Here is a 16,389-nt window from a genome sequence, read left to right on the forward strand (position 1 = left end):
CGCAATGAAGCGCTCGACCCAGATCGGGCTCGCCGCGGCAGGCGTGGTGCTTGTCGCGACCTACTGGTCGCTCTCCGGCGGCGAGACCGATGATTCGCTGGTCTACAGCAATCTCGCCGAGTGCCGGGCTGCCAACCTGCTCGGCTCCAGCCAGTGCGAGCAGCGCTTCAACGAGGCCTCCGCCAATCATCTGCGCGATGCCAAGAAGTTCACCAGCAGTGCTTCCTGCGAGCAGGAATACGGCGCCAGCGGTTGCCAGAGCGCGGTCTGGAACAATGCCCAGGTCTTCATCCCGGCCTTGGCGGGGATCATGCTGGCGCGGCAGTTCATGTCGGGCGGCGGCGCGGCGCAGCCATTGCTGCCGCCGACCAGCGCGGCCTGTCCGCCAGGTACGCGCCAGCCCGGCTCCGGGCGTCCCGAATGCGAGCAGCCCGCCCGGAGCTCGTCCTCGTCATCCTCATCGTCCAGTGGCGGCTATTATGGCGGCAGCAGCAGCCGCTCGCGCGCCTATACGACGACCTCCGGCCAGGCGATGGTCGCACGCAACATCTCCTCGACCGGCATGGCGAGCACGCCGAGCGTCGCCTCCCGCGGCGGTTTCGGCTCGACCTCGCGCTCCTTCTCCTCCTCGTCGTCGTCCTGACCGATGCAGCGCCTTCGCCCATCACCACGCAAGAATTGGCAGGCGGAGGCCGAGCGTCTCGGCTTCGCCTATCACACGCTCGACGGCGAGACCTATTGGGACGAGAGCGTCGCCTATGCCTTCTCGCTGAAGGAGATCGAGGAAGACATCGAGGCTCCGACCAGCGAGATCGAAGGCCTGTGCTTTGCCTTCGTCGAGCGTGCCCTCAAGGACGAGGCCATCCTGCGCCGGCTCGCTATCCCGGAGCCGCAATGGAGCCTGATCCGCGACAGCTGGCAGCGCGGCGATCGCAATCTCTATGGCCGACTCGACCTCGCCTATGACGGCAAGGGGCCCGCCAAGCTGCTTGAGTACAACGCCGATACGCCGACCTCGCTGTTCGAGGCGGCTGTGGTGCAATGGGACTGGCTCGAGCAGGCGATGGCGCAGGGCCTGATCTCGCGCGGCTGCGACCAGTTCAACTCGCTGCACGAGCGCCTGATCGCCGCCTTCGGCCAGCTGCGCAGTCCGAAACCGGAACGCATGCACTTCACCTGCGTGCAAGGCAGCGTCGAGGACAAGGGCACGGTCGACTATCTGATGGATTGTGCCGGCCAGGCGGGAATCGACGCCCGTTTCACCTTCATCGAGGAGATGGGCCTGCTCGCCGACGGGCGCTTCTGCGATGGCGCCAGCCTGCCGATCGAGATGCTGTTCAAGCTCTATCCCTGGGAGTGGCTGTTCCGCGAGCAGTACGCCTCGGCGCTTGCCGGCTCGCGCTGCCAGTTCGTCGAGCCGCCCTGGAAGGCGCTCGTCTCCAGCAAGGGGCTGCTGCCCTATCTCTGGGAGATGGCGCCCGGCCACCCCAACCTCCTGCCTGCCTATTTCGAGGACGATCCGCGCTGCGCGGAGCTGGGCGCGAACCACGTCCGCAAACCGCTCTATTCGCGCGAGGGCGCCAATGTGACGCTCATCGAGGGCGGTACGGTGCGCGACAGCGATGATGGGCCCTATGGCGCCGAGGGCTTCATTCTGCAGGCGACCGCGATGCTGCCGAACTTCGACGGCAATTATCCGGTGCTCGGCTCCTGGCTGGTGGCTTCGCAGCCTTGCGGGCTCGGCATCCGCGAGGACACGACTCCGATCACCAAGAACACCTCGCGCTTCGTGCCGCATTTCATCGAGCCTTGACCCTCTGGGAAGCTCCCAGTCGTCCCGGGCGGAGCGAAGCGGAGACCCGGGACCCATTCCGGAACGGTTCAGGCATGGATCCCGGATCGGCGCCGCTATCGCGGTTTGTCCGGGATGACCCTCAGGATGAGATCACAATGACCACGACCTCCGAACCACGCGGCCTCGACCATCTCGTCATCGGCGTCGCCGATCTCGATGCGGCCGGCGCCTTCTACGCCGATCTCGGCTTCCGTGTCGGCGCACGCAATCGCCATCCCTGGGGAACCGAGAACCGGATCGTCCAGTTTCCCGGCGCATTCCTCGAACTGATCACCGTCGGCGACCCGACACTGATTCCGCCGCATGCGCCGCGGCAGTTCTCCTTTGGCGCCTTCGTGCGCGACGCGCTGGCGCGGGGCGAGGGGATGTCGATGCTGGTGCTGGAGAGCCGCGATTCGACTGATGATGCCGAGGGCTTTCGCAGCGCCGGCATTGGCGACTTCGAGCCCTTCTTCTTCGAACGGCAGGCACGCCGGCCGGATGGCAGCGAGGTCCGTGTCGCCTTTTCGCTCGCCTTTGCCGAGAATCGGACGGCGCCCGAGTGCGGCTTCTTCGTCTGCCAGCAGCACGAGCCGCAGAACTTCTGGAACCCGGCTTTCCAGCAGCACGAGAACGGCGCGAGCGGGCTTTCCACCGTGTTCCTGGTGGCGCAGGAGCCGGCCGCGCAAACGGCTTTCCTCAGCGCCTTCTCCGGCGCCGAGAGCTTCGCGACGCCGGAGGGGGGCTTGCGCCTGCCGCTGCCGCGTGGACGGCTGGAGGTGCTGACTCCCGGGGCCGCCGAGACCGTGCTTGATGGCGAGAGCCGTCGGCAACAGGCTCATTTCGCCGGCTTTGCGGTCACGGTGCCGGATTTCGAACCTCTTCGGCAGCGGCTCTTGGAGCGCGGCATCGCTCACCGCCAGGAGGGCGCCCGCTTCGTCGTTCCGGGGAGTGCGGCCTTCGGCTGCGCCATCATCTTCGAGCGCGGCTGACCCTTCGCTCAGCTCGCTCTGGGCTCGGCGCCCGCACGGGCCGGCCCTTCGGGCAGGTTGGCCAGCAGGCCGAGCAAGGCGCGGTCGTGCAGGACGACCATGCGTTCCTTCGGCTTTAGCCAGATCATCGCGTCGGCGATCGTCTCGGCATCGATCAGCTTGGCCTGCGCCACGGCGCGGTCCGGCTCGATCTCGCCGCGCCGGCGCGACTGGACCTGCGGCAGCATGGCCTCATGGTTCGCGCGCAGCATCGGATCGGCGTGCAGGGTCGCAAGCCCGTCGTCATCGTCGAAGCCGGCCTGCGAGAACTCGGCCTGGAGCGCGTTGGCCCGCACGGCGATCGCCGGCGGATCGCCTTCCTCCGGCGTCAGCAAGAGCCCGCGCCGCTTCAGCCAGAGGCCGAGCGCGAGGTTGCCCGAGGCCCAGGAGAGCGGGATCGCCAGCAGCAGGCCGACGATCGTCGGCGACATCCAGGCGAAGAGCGAGGTCGCGATCATGAAGGCCGACAGGCCGGCGACGAGTCCGAGCAGGGTATGGGCGCGGTGCCTGCGAATGATGTCGTTGAGCGGGATCGAGCCGTCGTCGCGGCGCTGCGGATTCCAGCCGGTGTCGCGGCCGACCAGGATCTGGAAGACCGAGCCGGACTGGATCACCATCATGATCGGCGCGAAGAAGGCCGAGAACAGGATCTCCAGCAGGGCCGAAAGGACGAGCCGGATACCGCCGCCGCAGGCGCGCCTGAGCCTGCCGTCGAACAGCGTCAGCAGGAGGCCGAACAGCTTCGGCGCCAGGAGGATCGCCATGGTCAGCCCGAACAGGTTGAGCGCGCGTTCAGGGTCGAAGCGCGGCCAGACCGGGAAGAGCCGGAACTCCTCGGTGAAATATTCCGGCCTGGCGTAATTGACCTGCAGCACGATCAAAATGCCGACCACCAGCTGCATCAGCCAGAAGGGCGAGGCGAGATAGGCCATCATGCCGGTGGCGAAATGCTGGCGGGTCGAGAGCTTAAGGCCCTTGGCGCCGATGATGCGCGAATGTTGCAGATTGCCCTGGCACCAGCGCCGGTCGCGGGTGGCGATGTCGATCAGCGAAGGCGGGCTCTCCTCATAGGAGCCCGTCAGGTCGGGCAGCATGTAGACCGACCAGCCGGCGCGCCGGATCAGCGCTGCCTCGACGAAATCGTGGCTGAGGACGTGGCCGCCGAAGGGCGGCTTGCCCTTGAGATCGGGAAGACCGCAATGATCGGCGAAGGCCTTCGTCCTGATGATCGCGTTGTGGCCCCAGTAGTTGCCGTCGCGACCGGACCAGATCGCCAGGCCCGTCGCGATGACCGGGCCGTAGACCCGCGCCGCGAACTGCTGCAGGCGCGCGAAGAAGGTGTTGCGGTTGATGATCAACGGCAGCGACTGGATGATGCCCGCGTCGGGGTCGGCCTCCATCGCCGCGGCGAGGCGCACGATGCAGGTGCCGGTCATCAGGCTGTCGGCGTCGAGCACGACCATGTGGGGGTAGTGTCCGCCCCAGCGCGTGACGAAGTCGGCGATGTTGCCGGCCTTGCGGTGATGGTTCTTCGGCCGGTGGCGATAATAGATGCGCGCATCCGGTCCAAGCCGCTGGCGCAGGGCCAGGAAGGCGCGTTCCTCCGCCACCCAGATGTCGGGGTTGGTGGTGTCGGAGACGATGAAATAGTCGAAATGGGCGCCCAGTCCCGTCGCCTCGATCGACTCGCGGATTGCCGCCACGGCCGCAAAGGTCCGTGCCGTCGACTCGTTGTAGATCGGCATGACCACGACGGTCTTCTGTGTCAGCGTCTCGGCGCGGGGACTCTTCACCAGCCGGAAGAGCAGGGCGCAGAAGCCGAGGATCGCGCTGGTGAAGGCGAGCGCGATCCAGGAGAAGTTCACGGTGAAGAGGACGAGCAGCACATACTGCAGGAAGGTCGTGCGGCTGACCGACACGACATGATACATCTCCCAGGCGCCGTAGGCGGTCAGCGCCCAGGCGCCGCCGAAGACGAAAATCCGGGCGAGCCAGGGCGTCTGCCAGGCCTGCGGTACAGCCGGCTTGCGCCCCTCGGAGGCATTCCAGCTGCGGAAGGACTGCACCGGCATCTCCAGCCGGTTCTCGGGCGGCGTCGCCTCGACCGGGGCGGGATAGCCGGTCGCGACCTCGATCTCGGCCGGGCGGGCAGCTACGTCCACAGTCACCAGGTCCACCGATTGAGCAGGGTTTCCGAAACCGGCTGGCCGCCGGCGTCGAGCACGAGGCGCAGTTCCGAGAGCGTCTCGCTGCCGGGATCGACCTCGAAGGCGACGCGCATGGTGCGTCGTTCCGGATAAGGCCAGAGCCGCAGGTTCTGGATCGAGCCCGGCGTTGCCGTCACATTGGCGCGGATGGCGGCGACGAGGGCAGCATCGCCAAGCCTGTCGCCGGTGAAGTCGACGAGGAAGCGGCGTCGGCGCGCCTGCGAGCCCCGGCCTTGCCGGATGCGCGTCGCGGTGGCGAGCGGCGGACGCTCGGGCGGCTGCCAGCACCAGGCCTGCCGATAGGCGATCGTCGTCTCGCTGCCGGCGGCGATCGGCTGGCGTGGGCGCCAGTAGCTGATGATGTTGTCGTTGAGCTCGGATTCGCTGGGGATTTCGATCAACTGGACCGAGCCCGGTCCCCATTCGCCAAGCGGCTCCATCCAGACGCTCGGCCTCAGCTCGAAGCGCTGGTCGTCGTCGACGAAGGCATTGGGATCGCGCTCGCGCTGGACCAGGCCGAAGCCGCGCGGATTGGAATCCTGGAAGGACGAGACCTGCAGATTGGCCGGGTTGCTGACCGGCCGGTAGATCCATTCGCCGTTGCCGGTGAGCATCTGCACGCCGGAGACCTCGTGGACCGCCGGGCGCAGATCATCGAAGCCGCGCCGGCTCTGCGGCCCGGAGAGATAGGTGCCCATCACGCAGCCGAAGCCGACATGGTCGAGATTGGCACGGGCGAACAGGGTCATCTCGACATCGATGAAGGTCACGTCGCCCGGGCGCAGCGTCATGCGGACTGCGCCGGTGACGCTCTCGGAATCGAGCAGCGCGTGGATGATCAGCATACCGGCGGCGGCGCTCGGCCGCTCGATCCAGTAGGCGCGGAAGAAAGGGATTTCCTCGCCGCGCGTCTCGCCGGGTCGCAGGATCAGGGCGCGAGCTACGGCCCCGAAATTCTGGCCGCGCGCCAGCGAGCGGAAGAAGGTCGCGCCCTGGAACAGCGCCAGCTCATAGGGACGCTCCAGCCCTGCCGAAACGCGGAAGCCCGAGAATTGGAGGTCTGCGCCCGCAGGCGGGGGCGCCACGCGGCCATAGTTGAACTTGCTGGGATCGAAGGCGACGCGCCGGACGATCTCGTCCTCGACCGTGAACAGGCTGACCGGCGACGAGAAGACATAGCCGCGGTGCAGCGGCTCGACGGTGAAGCCGCGATTCTCGCCGGCCCAGATCATGCCCGAAGACTGCGCCCTGATGCCGACATACTGGTCGTAGGGCAGGGTGGCGTAGCCCTCCGGCAGGTCGGTGGCGACCAATGGCACCATCGGCCGGCGCGAGAGCACGCGCGCCGCTTCGACGACGAGTGCGGGATCGAAGCGTTGTCCTTCGGCGATAACCGATTGCACCAGCCCGGCCCATGCCGTCGGGGCCTGCGCCGCCGCAGTGCCGACGGCAAACCGCTGCGCGATGGCGCCGGTCGCTGCGAGGCTCAAAAATCGACGGCGATTCAAGGATTTCGACATGATATCCAACTTGGGCCGGCAAAGCTCTGCCGACTTGCGCTTCTAGAGCATTTCGCGCGGGGCTGAAAAGCGCAGTGCGAGGCCAAAGGCGAAAAAAGGAGCGCCTTGCATGCAGGAATGCCATGCTGAAAACGAAGCCGTGCCGAATGGCTCGTCAGAGGCCGGCATCTGGGCGCTTCGTCCGCTGGGCTTTGCCAAATCCGCTCGCTATCGGCTATCCACCGCCGGGCGGCATTCGCCTGCGCCCGCGACGACGGCCGGTCGTGGCCGCGCTTCCTCGTTAACGAGCATGTGACAGGACGATCATGACGGAAATGCAGCCCGCCCGGACCTGTCTTGCCATCGTGCTGGCCGCGGGCGAGGGGACCCGGATGAAATCGGCACGGCCGAAGGTGCTGCACGAGGTGGCTGGCCGCTCGCTGCTCGGCCATGTCCTGGCAGCAGTGACGACCGCCGGCGCCGATGCGCTCGCGGTGGTTATCGGGCCCGATCGTCCCGATGTGGCGGCCGAGGTCAGGAAGCATGCTCCGCACGCCGCGGTCTTCATTCAGAGCGAGCGCAAGGGCACAGCGCATGCGGTGCTGGCGGCCCGTGAGAGCCTGGCGGGCAAGCACGACGATGTGCTGGTGGCGTTTGCGGATACGCCGCTGGTGCGTCCCGAGACCTTCGCCGACCTGCGCAAGGCGTTGCATGGCGGTGTCGGCGTTGCGGCGCTGGGCTTCGAGGCGAAAGATCCAGCCGGCTATGGTCGTTTCGTCACCCAGGACGGTGCGCTGCACGCCATCGTCGAACACAAGGATGCCGACGAGGCGACGCGCAGGATCACCCTGTGCAATGCCGGGCTGATGGCGCTCAATGGCCACAAGGCGCTCGCCATCCTCGACGCGATCGGCTGCGCCAATGCGCAGAACGAATATTACCTGACCGACGCCGTTGCAGTGGCGCGAGCGCAAGGCTTGAAGACGGTCGCAAGGGTTGCGCCCGAGGCCGAGGTGCAGGGGGTCAACGATCGGGTCCAGCTCGCGGCCGTCGAGGCCGATTTCCAGCGCCGCAAGCGGCTTGAGGCGATGCTGGCCGGCGCCACGCTGATCGCGCCCGAAACCGTGTTCTTCAGCCATGACACTGTGATCGGCCGCGATGTCCTGATCGAGCCCAACGTCGTCTTCGGCCCCGGCGTCAAGGTCGCGGACAATGCCGTCATCCACGCCTTCTCGCATCTCGAGGGGGCGAGCGTCGGCTCAAGCGCCTCGATCGGCCCCTATGCGCGCCTGCGCCCGGGTGCCGAACTGGCGAAGGGCGCCAGGGTCGGCAACTTCGTCGAGATCAAGGCGGCAGCGATCGGCGAGGGCGCCAAGGTCAACCACCTGACCTATATCGGCGATGCCGAGATCGGCGCGAACGCCAATATCGGCGCCGGCACGATCACCTGCAATTATGACGGCTTCGTCAAGTCTAGGACGATCATCGGCGAGGGCGCCTTCGTCGGTTCCAACTCCGCGCTGGTCGCGCCGGTGACGATCGGGGCGGGTGCCTATGTCGGCTCGGGCTCGGTCATCACCCGCGACGTCAAGCCGGATGCGCTCGCCGTCGCGCGCGGCCGGCAGATGGAGCGCGAGGGCTGGGCTTCGGCCTTCAGGGCTGCAGCACAGGCCCGAAAGGCCCGACAATAAGCGATTTGCAAGGCATTTCGTTCACAGTTCGATATTCAACGTGATTTCGCATTTGCCGGCTCGCGGCTTATTGCGATGCGCATCGATATCAACGGATGAGGCACATCCATGTGCGGGATCGTGGGCATTCTCGGCAAACAGGCCGTCGCCGGCCAGGTCGTCGAGGCGTTGCGGCGGCTCGAATATCGCGGCTATGATTCAGCCGGCGTCGCGACCCTCGAAGGCGGCCGGCTCAGCCGCCGCCGCGCCGAGGGCAAGCTCAAGAATCTCGAAGTGCGCCTCTCCAACGAGCCGCTCGATGGCTTGATCGGCATCGGCCATACCCGCTGGGCGACGCATGGCAAGCCGACCGAGAGCAATGCCCATCCGCACGCCACGGAGAAGCTCGCGGTCGTCCACAACGGCATCATCGAGAACTTCCGCGAGCTCAAGGCCGAGCTTGAGGCCGACGGCCACGTCTTCGCCAGCGAAACCGATACAGAGGTCATCGCCCATCTCGTCACCCGCGAGCTCGATCGCGGCAAGGACCCGATCGCGGCGGTCGGAGCGTCGCTGCCGCATCTGCGTGGCGCTTTCGCGCTCGCCTTCCTGTTCGAGGGACAGGAAGACCTGCTGATCGGCGCCCGCAAGGGCTCGCCGCTCGCAGTCGGCATCGGTGACGGCGAGATGTATCTCGGCTCGGACGCGCTGGCCTTGGCGCCTTTCACCAATCTGATCGCCTATCTCGACGAGGGCGACTGGGTGGTGCTGAACCGCAAGGGCGCGACCTTCTACGACGCCGACGGCAGCCAGGTCGAGCGCCGCGCCCAGCGCGTCGCGGCCGGCGCCTTCCTAGTGGAGAAGGGCAATCACCACCACTTCATGGCCAAGGAGATCTACGAGCAGCCGGAAGTGGTCGGCCATACGCTGACGCATTATGTCGACATGGCGAATGGCGTGGCGCGGCTGCCGTTCGAGACGCCGTTCGACTGGAAGGACCTGTCGCGCCTCTCCGTCTCGGCCTGCGGCACAGCTTACTACGCCGGTCTCACCGCCAAATACTGGTTCGAGAAGCTCGCCCGCCTGCCGGTCGAGATCGATGTCGCCTCGGAGTTCCGCTATCGCGAGGCGCCGCTGCCGGCGAACGGGCTCGCGCTCTTCGTCTCGCAATCGGGCGAGACCGCCGACACGCTCGCCTGCCTGCGCTATGCCCGCCAGGAAGGCCAGCACATCATGTCGGTGGTCAACGTGCCGACCTCGACGATCGCGCGCGAGAGCGATGTCGTCGCCCCGACGCTGGCCGGCCCCGAGATCGGTGTCGCCTCGACCAAGGCCTTCACCTGCCAGCTGACGGCGCTCGCTGGCCTCGCCATCGCCGCCGCCCGCGCCCGCGGCACGCTCACGGCCGAGCAGGAAGCGGCTTACGTCCAGGAACTGATCGCGCTGCCCGGCCTGATGGCGCAGGCGCTGACGCTGGAGTCCGAGATCGAGAAGCTCGCCCGCAAGCTCTCCAGGGCGCGCGACGTGCTCTATCTCGGCCGCGGCACCGCCTTCCCGCTGGCGCTGGAAGGCGCGCTGAAGCTCAAGGAAATCAGCTATATCCACGCCGAAGGTTATCCGGCCGGCGAGCTCAAGCACGGCCCGATCGCGCTGATCGACGAGGACATGCCGGTCATCGTCATCGCCCCGCACGATGCGCTCTTCGAGAAGACGGCCTCGAACATGCAGGAGGTCGCGGCACGCGGCGGCCGGATCATCCTGATCACCGACGCCAAGGGAGCGGCCGAAGCCGGGGTCGTGCCGGAGGCGACGATCATCATGCCGGAGATGGATCCGCTGTTCGCGCCGATCGTCTATGCGGTGCCGATCCAGATGATCGCCTATCAGACGGCCGTCTTCATGGGCAAGGACGTCGACCAGCCGCGCAATCTGGCGAAGTCGGTCACCGTCGAGTGATCTCTACCCGGTTCTAGTCCGGCTCCGGCCGGCTTGCGACATAGGTGCCGGCGGCGATCAGGCCGGCGCCGCTCAGCCAGAGCGCGATCGGCGGCGCATCGGTCGCCGCCACGATGACGAAGCTCAGCAGCATCGAGCCGCAGGCGAGATATTTCGTCCTGCGGGCAATCGCGCCGGTTTCGCGCCAGCGCACGACCTGCGGGCCGAGCCGGGGGTGATTGACCAGCCAGGTTTCGAACCGCGGCGAGGAGCGCGAGAAGCACCAGGCCGCCGCGATCAGGAAGACGGTGCCGGGCATCACGGGCAGGATCAGCCCGATGATTCCGAGCAGTACGCAGAGCCAGCCGACCGCAAGATAGAGCGGCCGATGCCAGCGGCGTTGAGATCTGGACGGTTCGGACACGAGGCCTATCGACGAATCGGGGGCTAGTCAGCGGCTGGCGCTCGGCTATCGTTCGATAGTGCGGCGCAATATGGTCAGGCCGCAAGAGCGACGGAGACCCGGATCGCCTATGACTGCCCGCACGCCCGATCCGCGCCTCGTCGTCCAGCCCGATCTGCTGCGGCCAACCTTCGGGACCAGGCTCAGGCGCTATTTCCTGACCGGTCTCGTGCTGGCAGCGCCGCTCGCCATCACCGCCTCGGTGACCTGGTGGTTCATCAACCTGGTCGACGGCATGGTGAAACCGCTGGTGCCGGCCCAGTTCTGGCCCGAAAACCATCTGCCGTTCCCGCTGCCCGGCTTCGGCCTGATCATCGCCCTGATCGGCCTGACGGTGATCGGCTTTTTTGCCGCGAACCTGGTCGGGCGCACCCTGATCGGCGCCGGCGAATCGCTCCTCAACCGGATGCCGGTGGTGCGCGGCCTCTACAAGGGCGTGAAACAGATCTTCGAGACGATCTTCTCGCAGTCCGGCACCTCGTTCCGGACGGTCGGCATGGTGCAGTTTCCACAGCCGGGCATGTGGTCGATCGTCTTCATCGCCCAGGAGGCGGCGCCGGAGATCGCCGGCAAGCTGCCCGACGGCGACGAGCAGATCGGCGTCTTCCTGCCCTGCACGCCGAACCCGACGACTGGATTTTTCTTCTACCTGCCGCGGCGTGAGGTGGTGGAACTGTCGATCTCGATCGAAGACGGCGCCAAGCTGATCATGTCGGCTGGGCTGATCCAGCCTGGCGAGCCATTGTCGGACGGGGCGAAGTAACTCAGCCCTTCAGTGGCACCCAGATTTCGACGATGCCGTTGCCGCTGGCGCCGTCGAAGCGCTGGTCCATGCGTTCGAGTGTCACGCCCATCGCCGGCTCCCGGCCCGATTTCGGCAGCCAGTCGCGCCAGATCGCCTCATAGGTCTGCTTGATGCCGGTGATGTGGCCGCTGTGCTCGAACACGGCACAGAGTTGCTCCGGCACGCTCAGCCGGGCGAACTCGTCGGGCAGGTCGCTGAAGGACGAGACCTCCGCGCCGGCAATGTAATCGAAGGCGCCGACATCGTCGCAGTTATAGCTCGCGCCATAGGCGACATAGCCCTTCTGGCCGGGGATATGGCCGAAATGCGGGGCGATTCTCTGCCAGAGCAGCGGAATGCCTTGCGTGTTGTCGACCGAGAAATGACCGTTGAAGCCGGCGATCAGCAAGGGGGTACCGGTGACGATACGCGGCTCGGCGAGGGGAGTGCGGTTTGCAGCGTGCATGGACAGAGGCTCCACGAGAGCAAGAGATGACAGATCGCGCCTCGATCGCAGTTCGTCCGGCGTGATGCCGAACTGCTCGCGGAAGGCGCGGGTGAAGGCCTCGTGAGAGCCATAGCCCCAGTCGAGCGCGACCTGGAGGATGTCGGGCGCCCCATCGGCGAGCTGGCGCGCCGCTTCCGAGAGCCGGCGCTCGCGCACATAGCGCATCACCGAGCGGCCGGTCGCCACGCCGAAGGCGCGGCTCAGATGGAAGCGAGAGACGCCGCTGACCTCCGCGATCTCGTCGAGCGAGAGCTCGGAGGCGAAGCGGCTTTCGATGCACCAAAGGGCTTTCTTGATCGGGTCCATGGCTCACTCACGAAACGCCGGCACCATGGCGGAGGCGAAGCGCGTCTGCTTGATCAGGATTGCTGTCGCTCTTTCTAGCGCGCAGCCTTGGCGACATCGAGGAAGGCCCGCAGCGCCGGCGGCACGGCGCGGTGGCCGGGATAGTAGATCGCGACCCGCTCTGGGGCGGGCGTCCACGCTGCCAGAACCCGGCGAAGGCGACCCTCGGCCAGCGCCGCCTCGGCCGCCGGGCTGGCGACATAGGCGATGCCGAGGCCCGTGATCGCGGCATCCACCATCAGTTCCTCGTCGTCGAGGATGACCGGGCCGGCTGCCTCGATCGTCAGCGCCTGTCCGGCCCACTCGAACTCCCAGCGATAGAGCTTTCCGTTCGGCACGCGGTGGCCGATGCAGCGGTGTCGCGTGAGCTCGTCGGGTGTACCGGGCTCGCCGAAGCGTTCGAGATAGGCCGGCGACGCGACGCAGATGAAGCTGACTTTCGCACCGAATGGCACGGCGATCATGTCCTTCGGGATCGAGTCGACGAGGCGGACCCCGGCATCGAAACCGCCCGCGACGATGTCGATCAGCTTCCCCTCGACGACGAGGTCGACGACCACGTCGGGAAAGCGTTCGGACATCGCCGGCAGGATGTTGCGCAGGAGGATGGTTGCCCCCAGCCGCGGCGCATTGATCCGGACGGTGCCTGCGACATTGCCGCGGAAGGGGGCAACGCTGTCGAGCGCCTCGTCCAGGGTGGCGAGCGCCGGCTGAAGGCGGCCGAGCAATTCGAAGCCGGCTTCCGTCGGCGAGACGCTGCGTGTCGTGCGGTTGAGCAGGCGCACACCCATACGCTCCTCCAGCGCCCGCATCGCATGGCTCAAGGTGGAGGGCGCCGTGCCGAGCTCGTTTGCCGCGCGCCGGAAGCTGCGACGGGTCGCGACAGTGACGAAGGCGGTCAGGTCGTTCAGCGAAGGGCGAGTCATTGCTGGTGATTTTGCATCAGCCTGTACCAACTTCAACGGCTAATCCGAACAATAGTCGCCCGCTATCTCCTGTCGACTAAAGCGAACCACGCGGAGAGGCCGCTGCGTTCGCAGTCCATGAAAGGAACCGACATGACCAAACGCGACGCGATTTTTCCTGCCGACCGGCACGCCCTCTACGACGTCCATCAATATTCGGCCGCGATCCGGCATGGCGACCTGCTCTTCATCTCGGGGCAGGTCGGCAGCCGCGAGGATGGTTCGCCCGAACCCGTGTTCGAGGACCAGGTCCGGCGCGCCTTCGCCAATCTACGCGCCGTGCTGGCGGCGGCGGGGGCGAGTTTCGATGACGTCATCGACGTCATCTCGTTCCACACCGATCCGCAGACGCAATTCGAGAAGATGATGGCGATCCGCGCCGAAGAGATCGGCGAACCGCCCTATCCGACCTGGACCGCCGTCGGCGTGACCTGGCTCGCCGGCTTCGATTTCGAGCTCAAGGTCGTGGCGCGGATTCCGTCCAAGGCCGCCGACAGCGCTTCGGTCGCGTAGGCCAAGGCCGACTCAGCCTGCCCGCAGCAAGCGGATCGCGACATCGCGCTCGAACAGATAGAGCAGCGTCCGAATTGCCTGGCCGCGCGGGGTCTCCAGCTGGGGATCGCGCTCGATCAGCAGGCGGGCATCGTCGCGCGCCGCCGCCAAGAGATCGCCGTCGATCTCCGGCCGGGCGATGCGCCAGTCGGGCGAACCGGACTGGCGGGTGCCGAGCACCTCGCCTTCGCCGCGCAAGCGCAGGTCTTCCTCTGCGATGCGGAAGCCGTCCTCGCTCTCGCGCATGATGGTGAGGCGCGCTTCCGCCACCTGGCCGAGCGGACCCTTGTAGAGCAGCAGGCAGGTCGAGGCAGCGCTGCCTCGGCCGATCCGCCCGCGCAACTGGTGGAGCTGGGCCAGGCCGAAGCGCTCGGCATGCTCGATCACCATCACCGAGGCATTGGGCACGTCGACGCCGACCTCGATCACCGTGGTCGAAACCAGCACCCGCGTCTGGCCACGGGAGAAGGCGGCCATGGCGGCATCCTTGTCGCGTCCCGGCATCTGGCCGTGCAGCAGGCCGACCTTGTCGCCAAAGATGGCCTGCAGCGCCTCGAAGCGTTCCTGCGCCGCGGCGACATCGAGCGTGTCGGATTCCTGCACCAGCGGGCAGACCCAGTAGACCTGCGCACCGGCGTCGAGTGCGCGCCCGACCGCGCCGACGACTTCGTCATAGCGCTCAAGCGAGATCGCCCGCGTGGTGATCGGCTTCCGGCCGGCCGGTTTCTCCGAGAGGATCGAGACGTCCATGTCGCCGAACCAGGTCAGCGCCAGCGTGCGCGGGATCGGCGTCGCTGTCATGACGAGAATGTCGACCGCTTCGCCCTTGGCGCCGAGCAGCAGGCGCTGGTGCACGCCGAAGCGGTGCTGCTCGTCGACGACGGCGAGCGCAAGGTCGTGAAAGGCAACGCCCTCCTGGAACAGCGCATGGGTGCCGACGACAATGTCGATCTCGCCATTCGCCAGGCCTTCCAGCACCTGCCGGCGGCCGGCGCCCTTCTCGCGGCCGGTGAGCAGAGCGAGCTTGAGGCCGGCCTTGTCGGCGAGAGGCGCCAGGCGCTCGGCATGCTGGCGGGCGAGGATCTCGGTCGGCGCCATCAGCACCGATTGTCTTCTGGCTTCGGCTGCGGCCGCCATCGCCATCAGCGCGACCACGGTCTTGCCCGAGCCGACATCGCCCTGGAGCAGGCGCAGCATGCGCTCGGGTTTCTCCATGTCGTCATGGATGTCGGCGATCGCCTTGCGCTGGCCGTCGGTCAGCGTGAAGGGCAGGGCGGTTTCGATGGCGTGGCGCAAGGCGCCGTCGCCGGCGGTGGCGCGGCCGGCCGCCTTCTTCTGCTGGCGGCGCACCAAAGCGAGCGCGATCTGGCTCGCCAGCAATTCGTCAAAGGCGATGCGCCGGCGGGCGACCGTTTCCCCTGTCGCGGCCTTGAGATCGACCGGGTGATGCAGAGCGTGGATGGCGTCGCGGAAGGGCACGAAATCGTGCCGTGTCAGGAAGGCCGGATCCTGCCATTCCGGCAGCTCGGGACAGCGCTCGGCCGCTCCGGCGGCGATGCGGGCCATGACGCGCCCGCCTATGCCTTCGGTGAGCCCGTAGACCGGCTCGACCGAGGGCAGGGTGGCGGCGAGCTTGGGATCGAGGATGCGGTCGGGATGCACCATCTGACGCATGCCGTCCCAGAGTTCGAGCTTGCCCGAGATGATGCGATAAGCGCCGATCGGCAGGGTCTGCAGGAGATGGCGGACATCGGCATGGAAGAATACCAGCGTGACGTCGCCGGTTTCGTCCTCGACGATGACGCGATAGGGCGCCTTCGCCTTGGTCGGTGGGGCCGGGCGATGCTCGGTCACTTGCGCCGAGAAGGTCGCGACCTCGCCGATCGGCGCCTCGGCGATGCTCTCGCTCGGCCGTCGGTCGATCGCGCCGGTCGGCAGATGGAACAGCAAATCGGTGACGCGAGCGGCATGCGTCTCGTCGCCCAGCAGCCGGTCGAGCGCCTTGGCGAGCTTGGGGCCGACGCCGGAGAGGGCTGTGGCCGGTGCGAAGAGCGGATCGAGGACGGATGGACGCAATGGCTTCACGGCATGTCAGGAGTGCGAGCCCGGCGGCATTCCTGCCGCTGACTTCGCGAGATGGCATCGCTATATAGCTCGCGACGGCAGGCTCCGCGACGGGGCCGGCCCTATTTCCATTTCGCGAGGCCGAAGATGAGTGGCTCGACCCGTAGCAGCGCCGATCTCGACCCGCGACGGCGCAAGATCCTGTTCCGCGCCTGGCATCGCGGCATGCGCGAAATGGACCTGATCATGGGCCGCTTCGCCGATGCGCAGATCGGCAATCTGACCGATGCGGAGCTCGACGAATTCGAGCGGCTGATCGAAGTACTCGACCGCGACCTTTTGAGCTGGGTGACAGGGGAGGCACAGGTGCCGGAGAACTACGATACCGACGTCTTCCGGCGGCTGAAGGCCTTCCACCAGCACGACAAGCCGATCCATGTGTGAACCGCCGTCATGGTCGGGCTTGACCCGACCATCTCGGAAACCATTGGGCTCTGGTCCTGAGATTCTCGGGACAAGCCCGAGAATGACG

Annotated in this window: 14 protein-coding genes; 8 read left to right on the forward strand and 6 right to left on the reverse strand. The window is 67.0% G+C overall.

The annotated features are described in order from the left end of the window. Positions 1–4 precede the first annotated feature (4 nt). The 3 genes from BMZ21_RS01050 to BMZ21_RS01060 all read left to right on the forward strand — a co-directional run bounded on the left by BMZ21_RS01050 (position 5) and on the right by BMZ21_RS01060 (position 2,826). On the forward strand, positions 5–643 hold the full coding sequence (locus BMZ21_RS01050) for a DUF1190 domain-containing protein (RefSeq protein ID WP_091828800.1): 639 nt from the start codon (positions 5–7) through the stop codon (positions 641–643). 3 nt (positions 644–646) lie between these two features. Further along, positions 647–1,813, forward strand: coding sequence for a glutathionylspermidine synthase family protein (locus BMZ21_RS01055; RefSeq protein WP_091828801.1), 1,167 nt, complete (start codon positions 647–649; stop codon positions 1,811–1,813). Between the two features lie 137 nt (positions 1,814–1,950). Continuing rightward, a complete protein-coding gene (locus BMZ21_RS01060) occupies positions 1,951–2,826 on the forward strand; it encodes a VOC family protein (RefSeq protein ID WP_244543646.1) in 876 nt (291 codons plus the stop codon). An 8-nt stretch (positions 2,827–2,834) separates the two neighbouring features. Here the strand turns inward: BMZ21_RS01060 and mdoH are convergent, their stop codons facing one another. Both mdoH and BMZ21_RS30715 read right to left on the reverse strand, forming a co-directional pair. Next, entirely contained in the window at positions 2,835–4,937 is a 2,103-nt protein-coding gene (mdoH, locus tag BMZ21_RS01065) for a glucans biosynthesis glucosyltransferase MdoH (RefSeq protein WP_244543704.1), read from the reverse strand. A gap of 92 nt (positions 4,938–5,029) precedes the next feature. Beyond that, a complete protein-coding gene (locus BMZ21_RS30715; protein ID WP_244543647.1) occupies positions 5,030–6,592 on the reverse strand; it encodes an OpgD/OpgG family glucan biosynthesis protein in 1,563 nt (520 codons plus the stop codon). Positions 6,593–6,906: 314 nt separating this feature from the next. Here BMZ21_RS30715 and glmU point away from each other — a divergent pair, with 314 nt between their 5' ends. Then, the gene (gene glmU, locus BMZ21_RS01070; RefSeq protein ID WP_091828805.1) at positions 6,907–8,262 is read left to right on the forward strand and encodes a bifunctional UDP-N-acetylglucosamine diphosphorylase/glucosamine-1-phosphate N-acetyltransferase GlmU; all 1,356 of its coding nucleotides are present in this window, start codon (positions 6,907–6,909) and stop codon (positions 8,260–8,262) included. Between the two features lie 108 nt (positions 8,263–8,370). Beyond that, positions 8,371–10,197 (forward strand): glutamine--fructose-6-phosphate transaminase (isomerizing), encoded by a 1,827-nt coding sequence (glmS, locus tag BMZ21_RS01075; protein WP_091828807.1) that lies wholly within the window; start codon positions 8,371–8,373, stop codon positions 10,195–10,197. 13 nt (positions 10,198–10,210) lie between these two features. Here glmS and BMZ21_RS01080 read toward each other — a convergent pair whose 3' ends face one another. Beyond that, on the reverse strand, positions 10,211–10,600 hold the full coding sequence (locus tag BMZ21_RS01080; RefSeq protein WP_091828809.1) for a YbaN family protein: 390 nt from the start codon (positions 10,598–10,600) through the stop codon (positions 10,211–10,213). Between the two features lie 109 nt (positions 10,601–10,709). Here BMZ21_RS01080 and BMZ21_RS01085 point away from each other — a divergent pair, with 109 nt between their 5' ends. Beyond that, the gene (locus tag BMZ21_RS01085) at positions 10,710–11,402 is read left to right on the forward strand and encodes a DUF502 domain-containing protein (protein ID WP_091828811.1); all 693 of its coding nucleotides are present in this window, start codon (positions 10,710–10,712) and stop codon (positions 11,400–11,402) included. Between the two features lies 1 nt (position 11,403). On the opposite strand, the gene BMZ21_RS01090 is transcribed toward BMZ21_RS01085, so the two are convergent. Both BMZ21_RS01090 and BMZ21_RS01095 read right to left on the reverse strand, forming a co-directional pair. After that, entirely contained in the window at positions 11,404–12,237 is an 834-nt protein-coding gene (locus BMZ21_RS01090) for an AraC family transcriptional regulator (protein ID WP_091828813.1), read from the reverse strand. 74 nt (positions 12,238–12,311) lie between these two features. Further along, positions 12,312–13,202 (reverse strand): LysR family transcriptional regulator, encoded by an 891-nt coding sequence (locus BMZ21_RS01095; protein ID WP_091828824.1) that lies wholly within the window; start codon positions 13,200–13,202, stop codon positions 12,312–12,314. 132 nt (positions 13,203–13,334) lie between these two features. Here BMZ21_RS01095 and BMZ21_RS01100 point away from each other — a divergent pair, with 132 nt between their 5' ends. Next, a complete protein-coding gene (locus tag BMZ21_RS01100; protein WP_091828825.1) occupies positions 13,335–13,754 on the forward strand; it encodes a RidA family protein in 420 nt (139 codons plus the stop codon). A gap of 12 nt (positions 13,755–13,766) precedes the next feature. On the opposite strand, the gene recG is transcribed toward BMZ21_RS01100, so the two are convergent. Beyond that, positions 13,767–15,869: an ATP-dependent DNA helicase RecG gene (recG, locus tag BMZ21_RS01105; RefSeq protein ID WP_091830460.1), complete on the reverse strand. Its 2,103-nt coding sequence runs from the start codon at positions 15,867–15,869 to the stop codon at positions 13,767–13,769. A 135-nt stretch (positions 15,870–16,004) separates the two neighbouring features. On the opposite strand from recG, the gene BMZ21_RS01110 reads away from it, so the two are divergent. Continuing rightward, the gene (locus BMZ21_RS01110; RefSeq protein ID WP_091828826.1) at positions 16,005–16,301 is read left to right on the forward strand and encodes an FAD assembly factor SdhE; all 297 of its coding nucleotides are present in this window, start codon (positions 16,005–16,007) and stop codon (positions 16,299–16,301) included. Positions 16,302–16,389: the final 88 nt, after the last annotated feature.

This window comes from Allobosea lupini, assembly GCF_900109525.1.
Lineage (GTDB): Bacteria > Pseudomonadota > Alphaproteobacteria > Rhizobiales > Beijerinckiaceae > Allobosea > Allobosea lupini.

Coding starts and splice junctions, on each gene's coding strand:
- BMZ21_RS01050 (WP_091828800.1), top strand. CDS start 5: ATGAAGCGCTCGACCCAGATCGGGCTCGCCGCGGCAGGCGTGGTGCTT.
- BMZ21_RS01090 (WP_091828813.1), bottom strand. CDS start 12,237: ATGGACCCGATCAAGAAAGCCCTTTGGTGCATCGAAAGCCGCTTCGCC.
- BMZ21_RS01100 (WP_091828825.1), top strand. CDS start 13,335: ATGACCAAACGCGACGCGATTTTTCCTGCCGACCGGCACGCCCTCTAC.
- glmS (WP_091828807.1), top strand. CDS start 8,371: ATGTGCGGGATCGTGGGCATTCTCGGCAAACAGGCCGTCGCCGGCCAG.
- BMZ21_RS01095 (WP_091828824.1), bottom strand. CDS start 13,202: ATGACTCGCCCTTCGCTGAACGACCTGACCGCCTTCGTCACTGTCGCG.
- BMZ21_RS30715 (WP_244543647.1), bottom strand. CDS start 6,592: ATGTCGAAATCCTTGAATCGCCGTCGATTTTTGAGCCTCGCAGCGACC.
- BMZ21_RS01060 (WP_244543646.1), top strand. CDS start 1,951: ATGACCACGACCTCCGAACCACGCGGCCTCGACCATCTCGTCATCGGC.
- BMZ21_RS01110 (WP_091828826.1), top strand. CDS start 16,005: ATGAGTGGCTCGACCCGTAGCAGCGCCGATCTCGACCCGCGACGGCGC.
- BMZ21_RS01055 (WP_091828801.1), top strand. CDS start 647: ATGCAGCGCCTTCGCCCATCACCACGCAAGAATTGGCAGGCGGAGGCC.
- BMZ21_RS01085 (WP_091828811.1), top strand. CDS start 10,710: ATGACTGCCCGCACGCCCGATCCGCGCCTCGTCGTCCAGCCCGATCTG.
- glmU (WP_091828805.1), top strand. CDS start 6,907: ATGCAGCCCGCCCGGACCTGTCTTGCCATCGTGCTGGCCGCGGGCGAG.
- mdoH (WP_244543704.1), bottom strand. CDS start 4,937: ATGCCGGTGCAGTCCTTCCGCAGCTGGAATGCCTCCGAGGGGCGCAAG.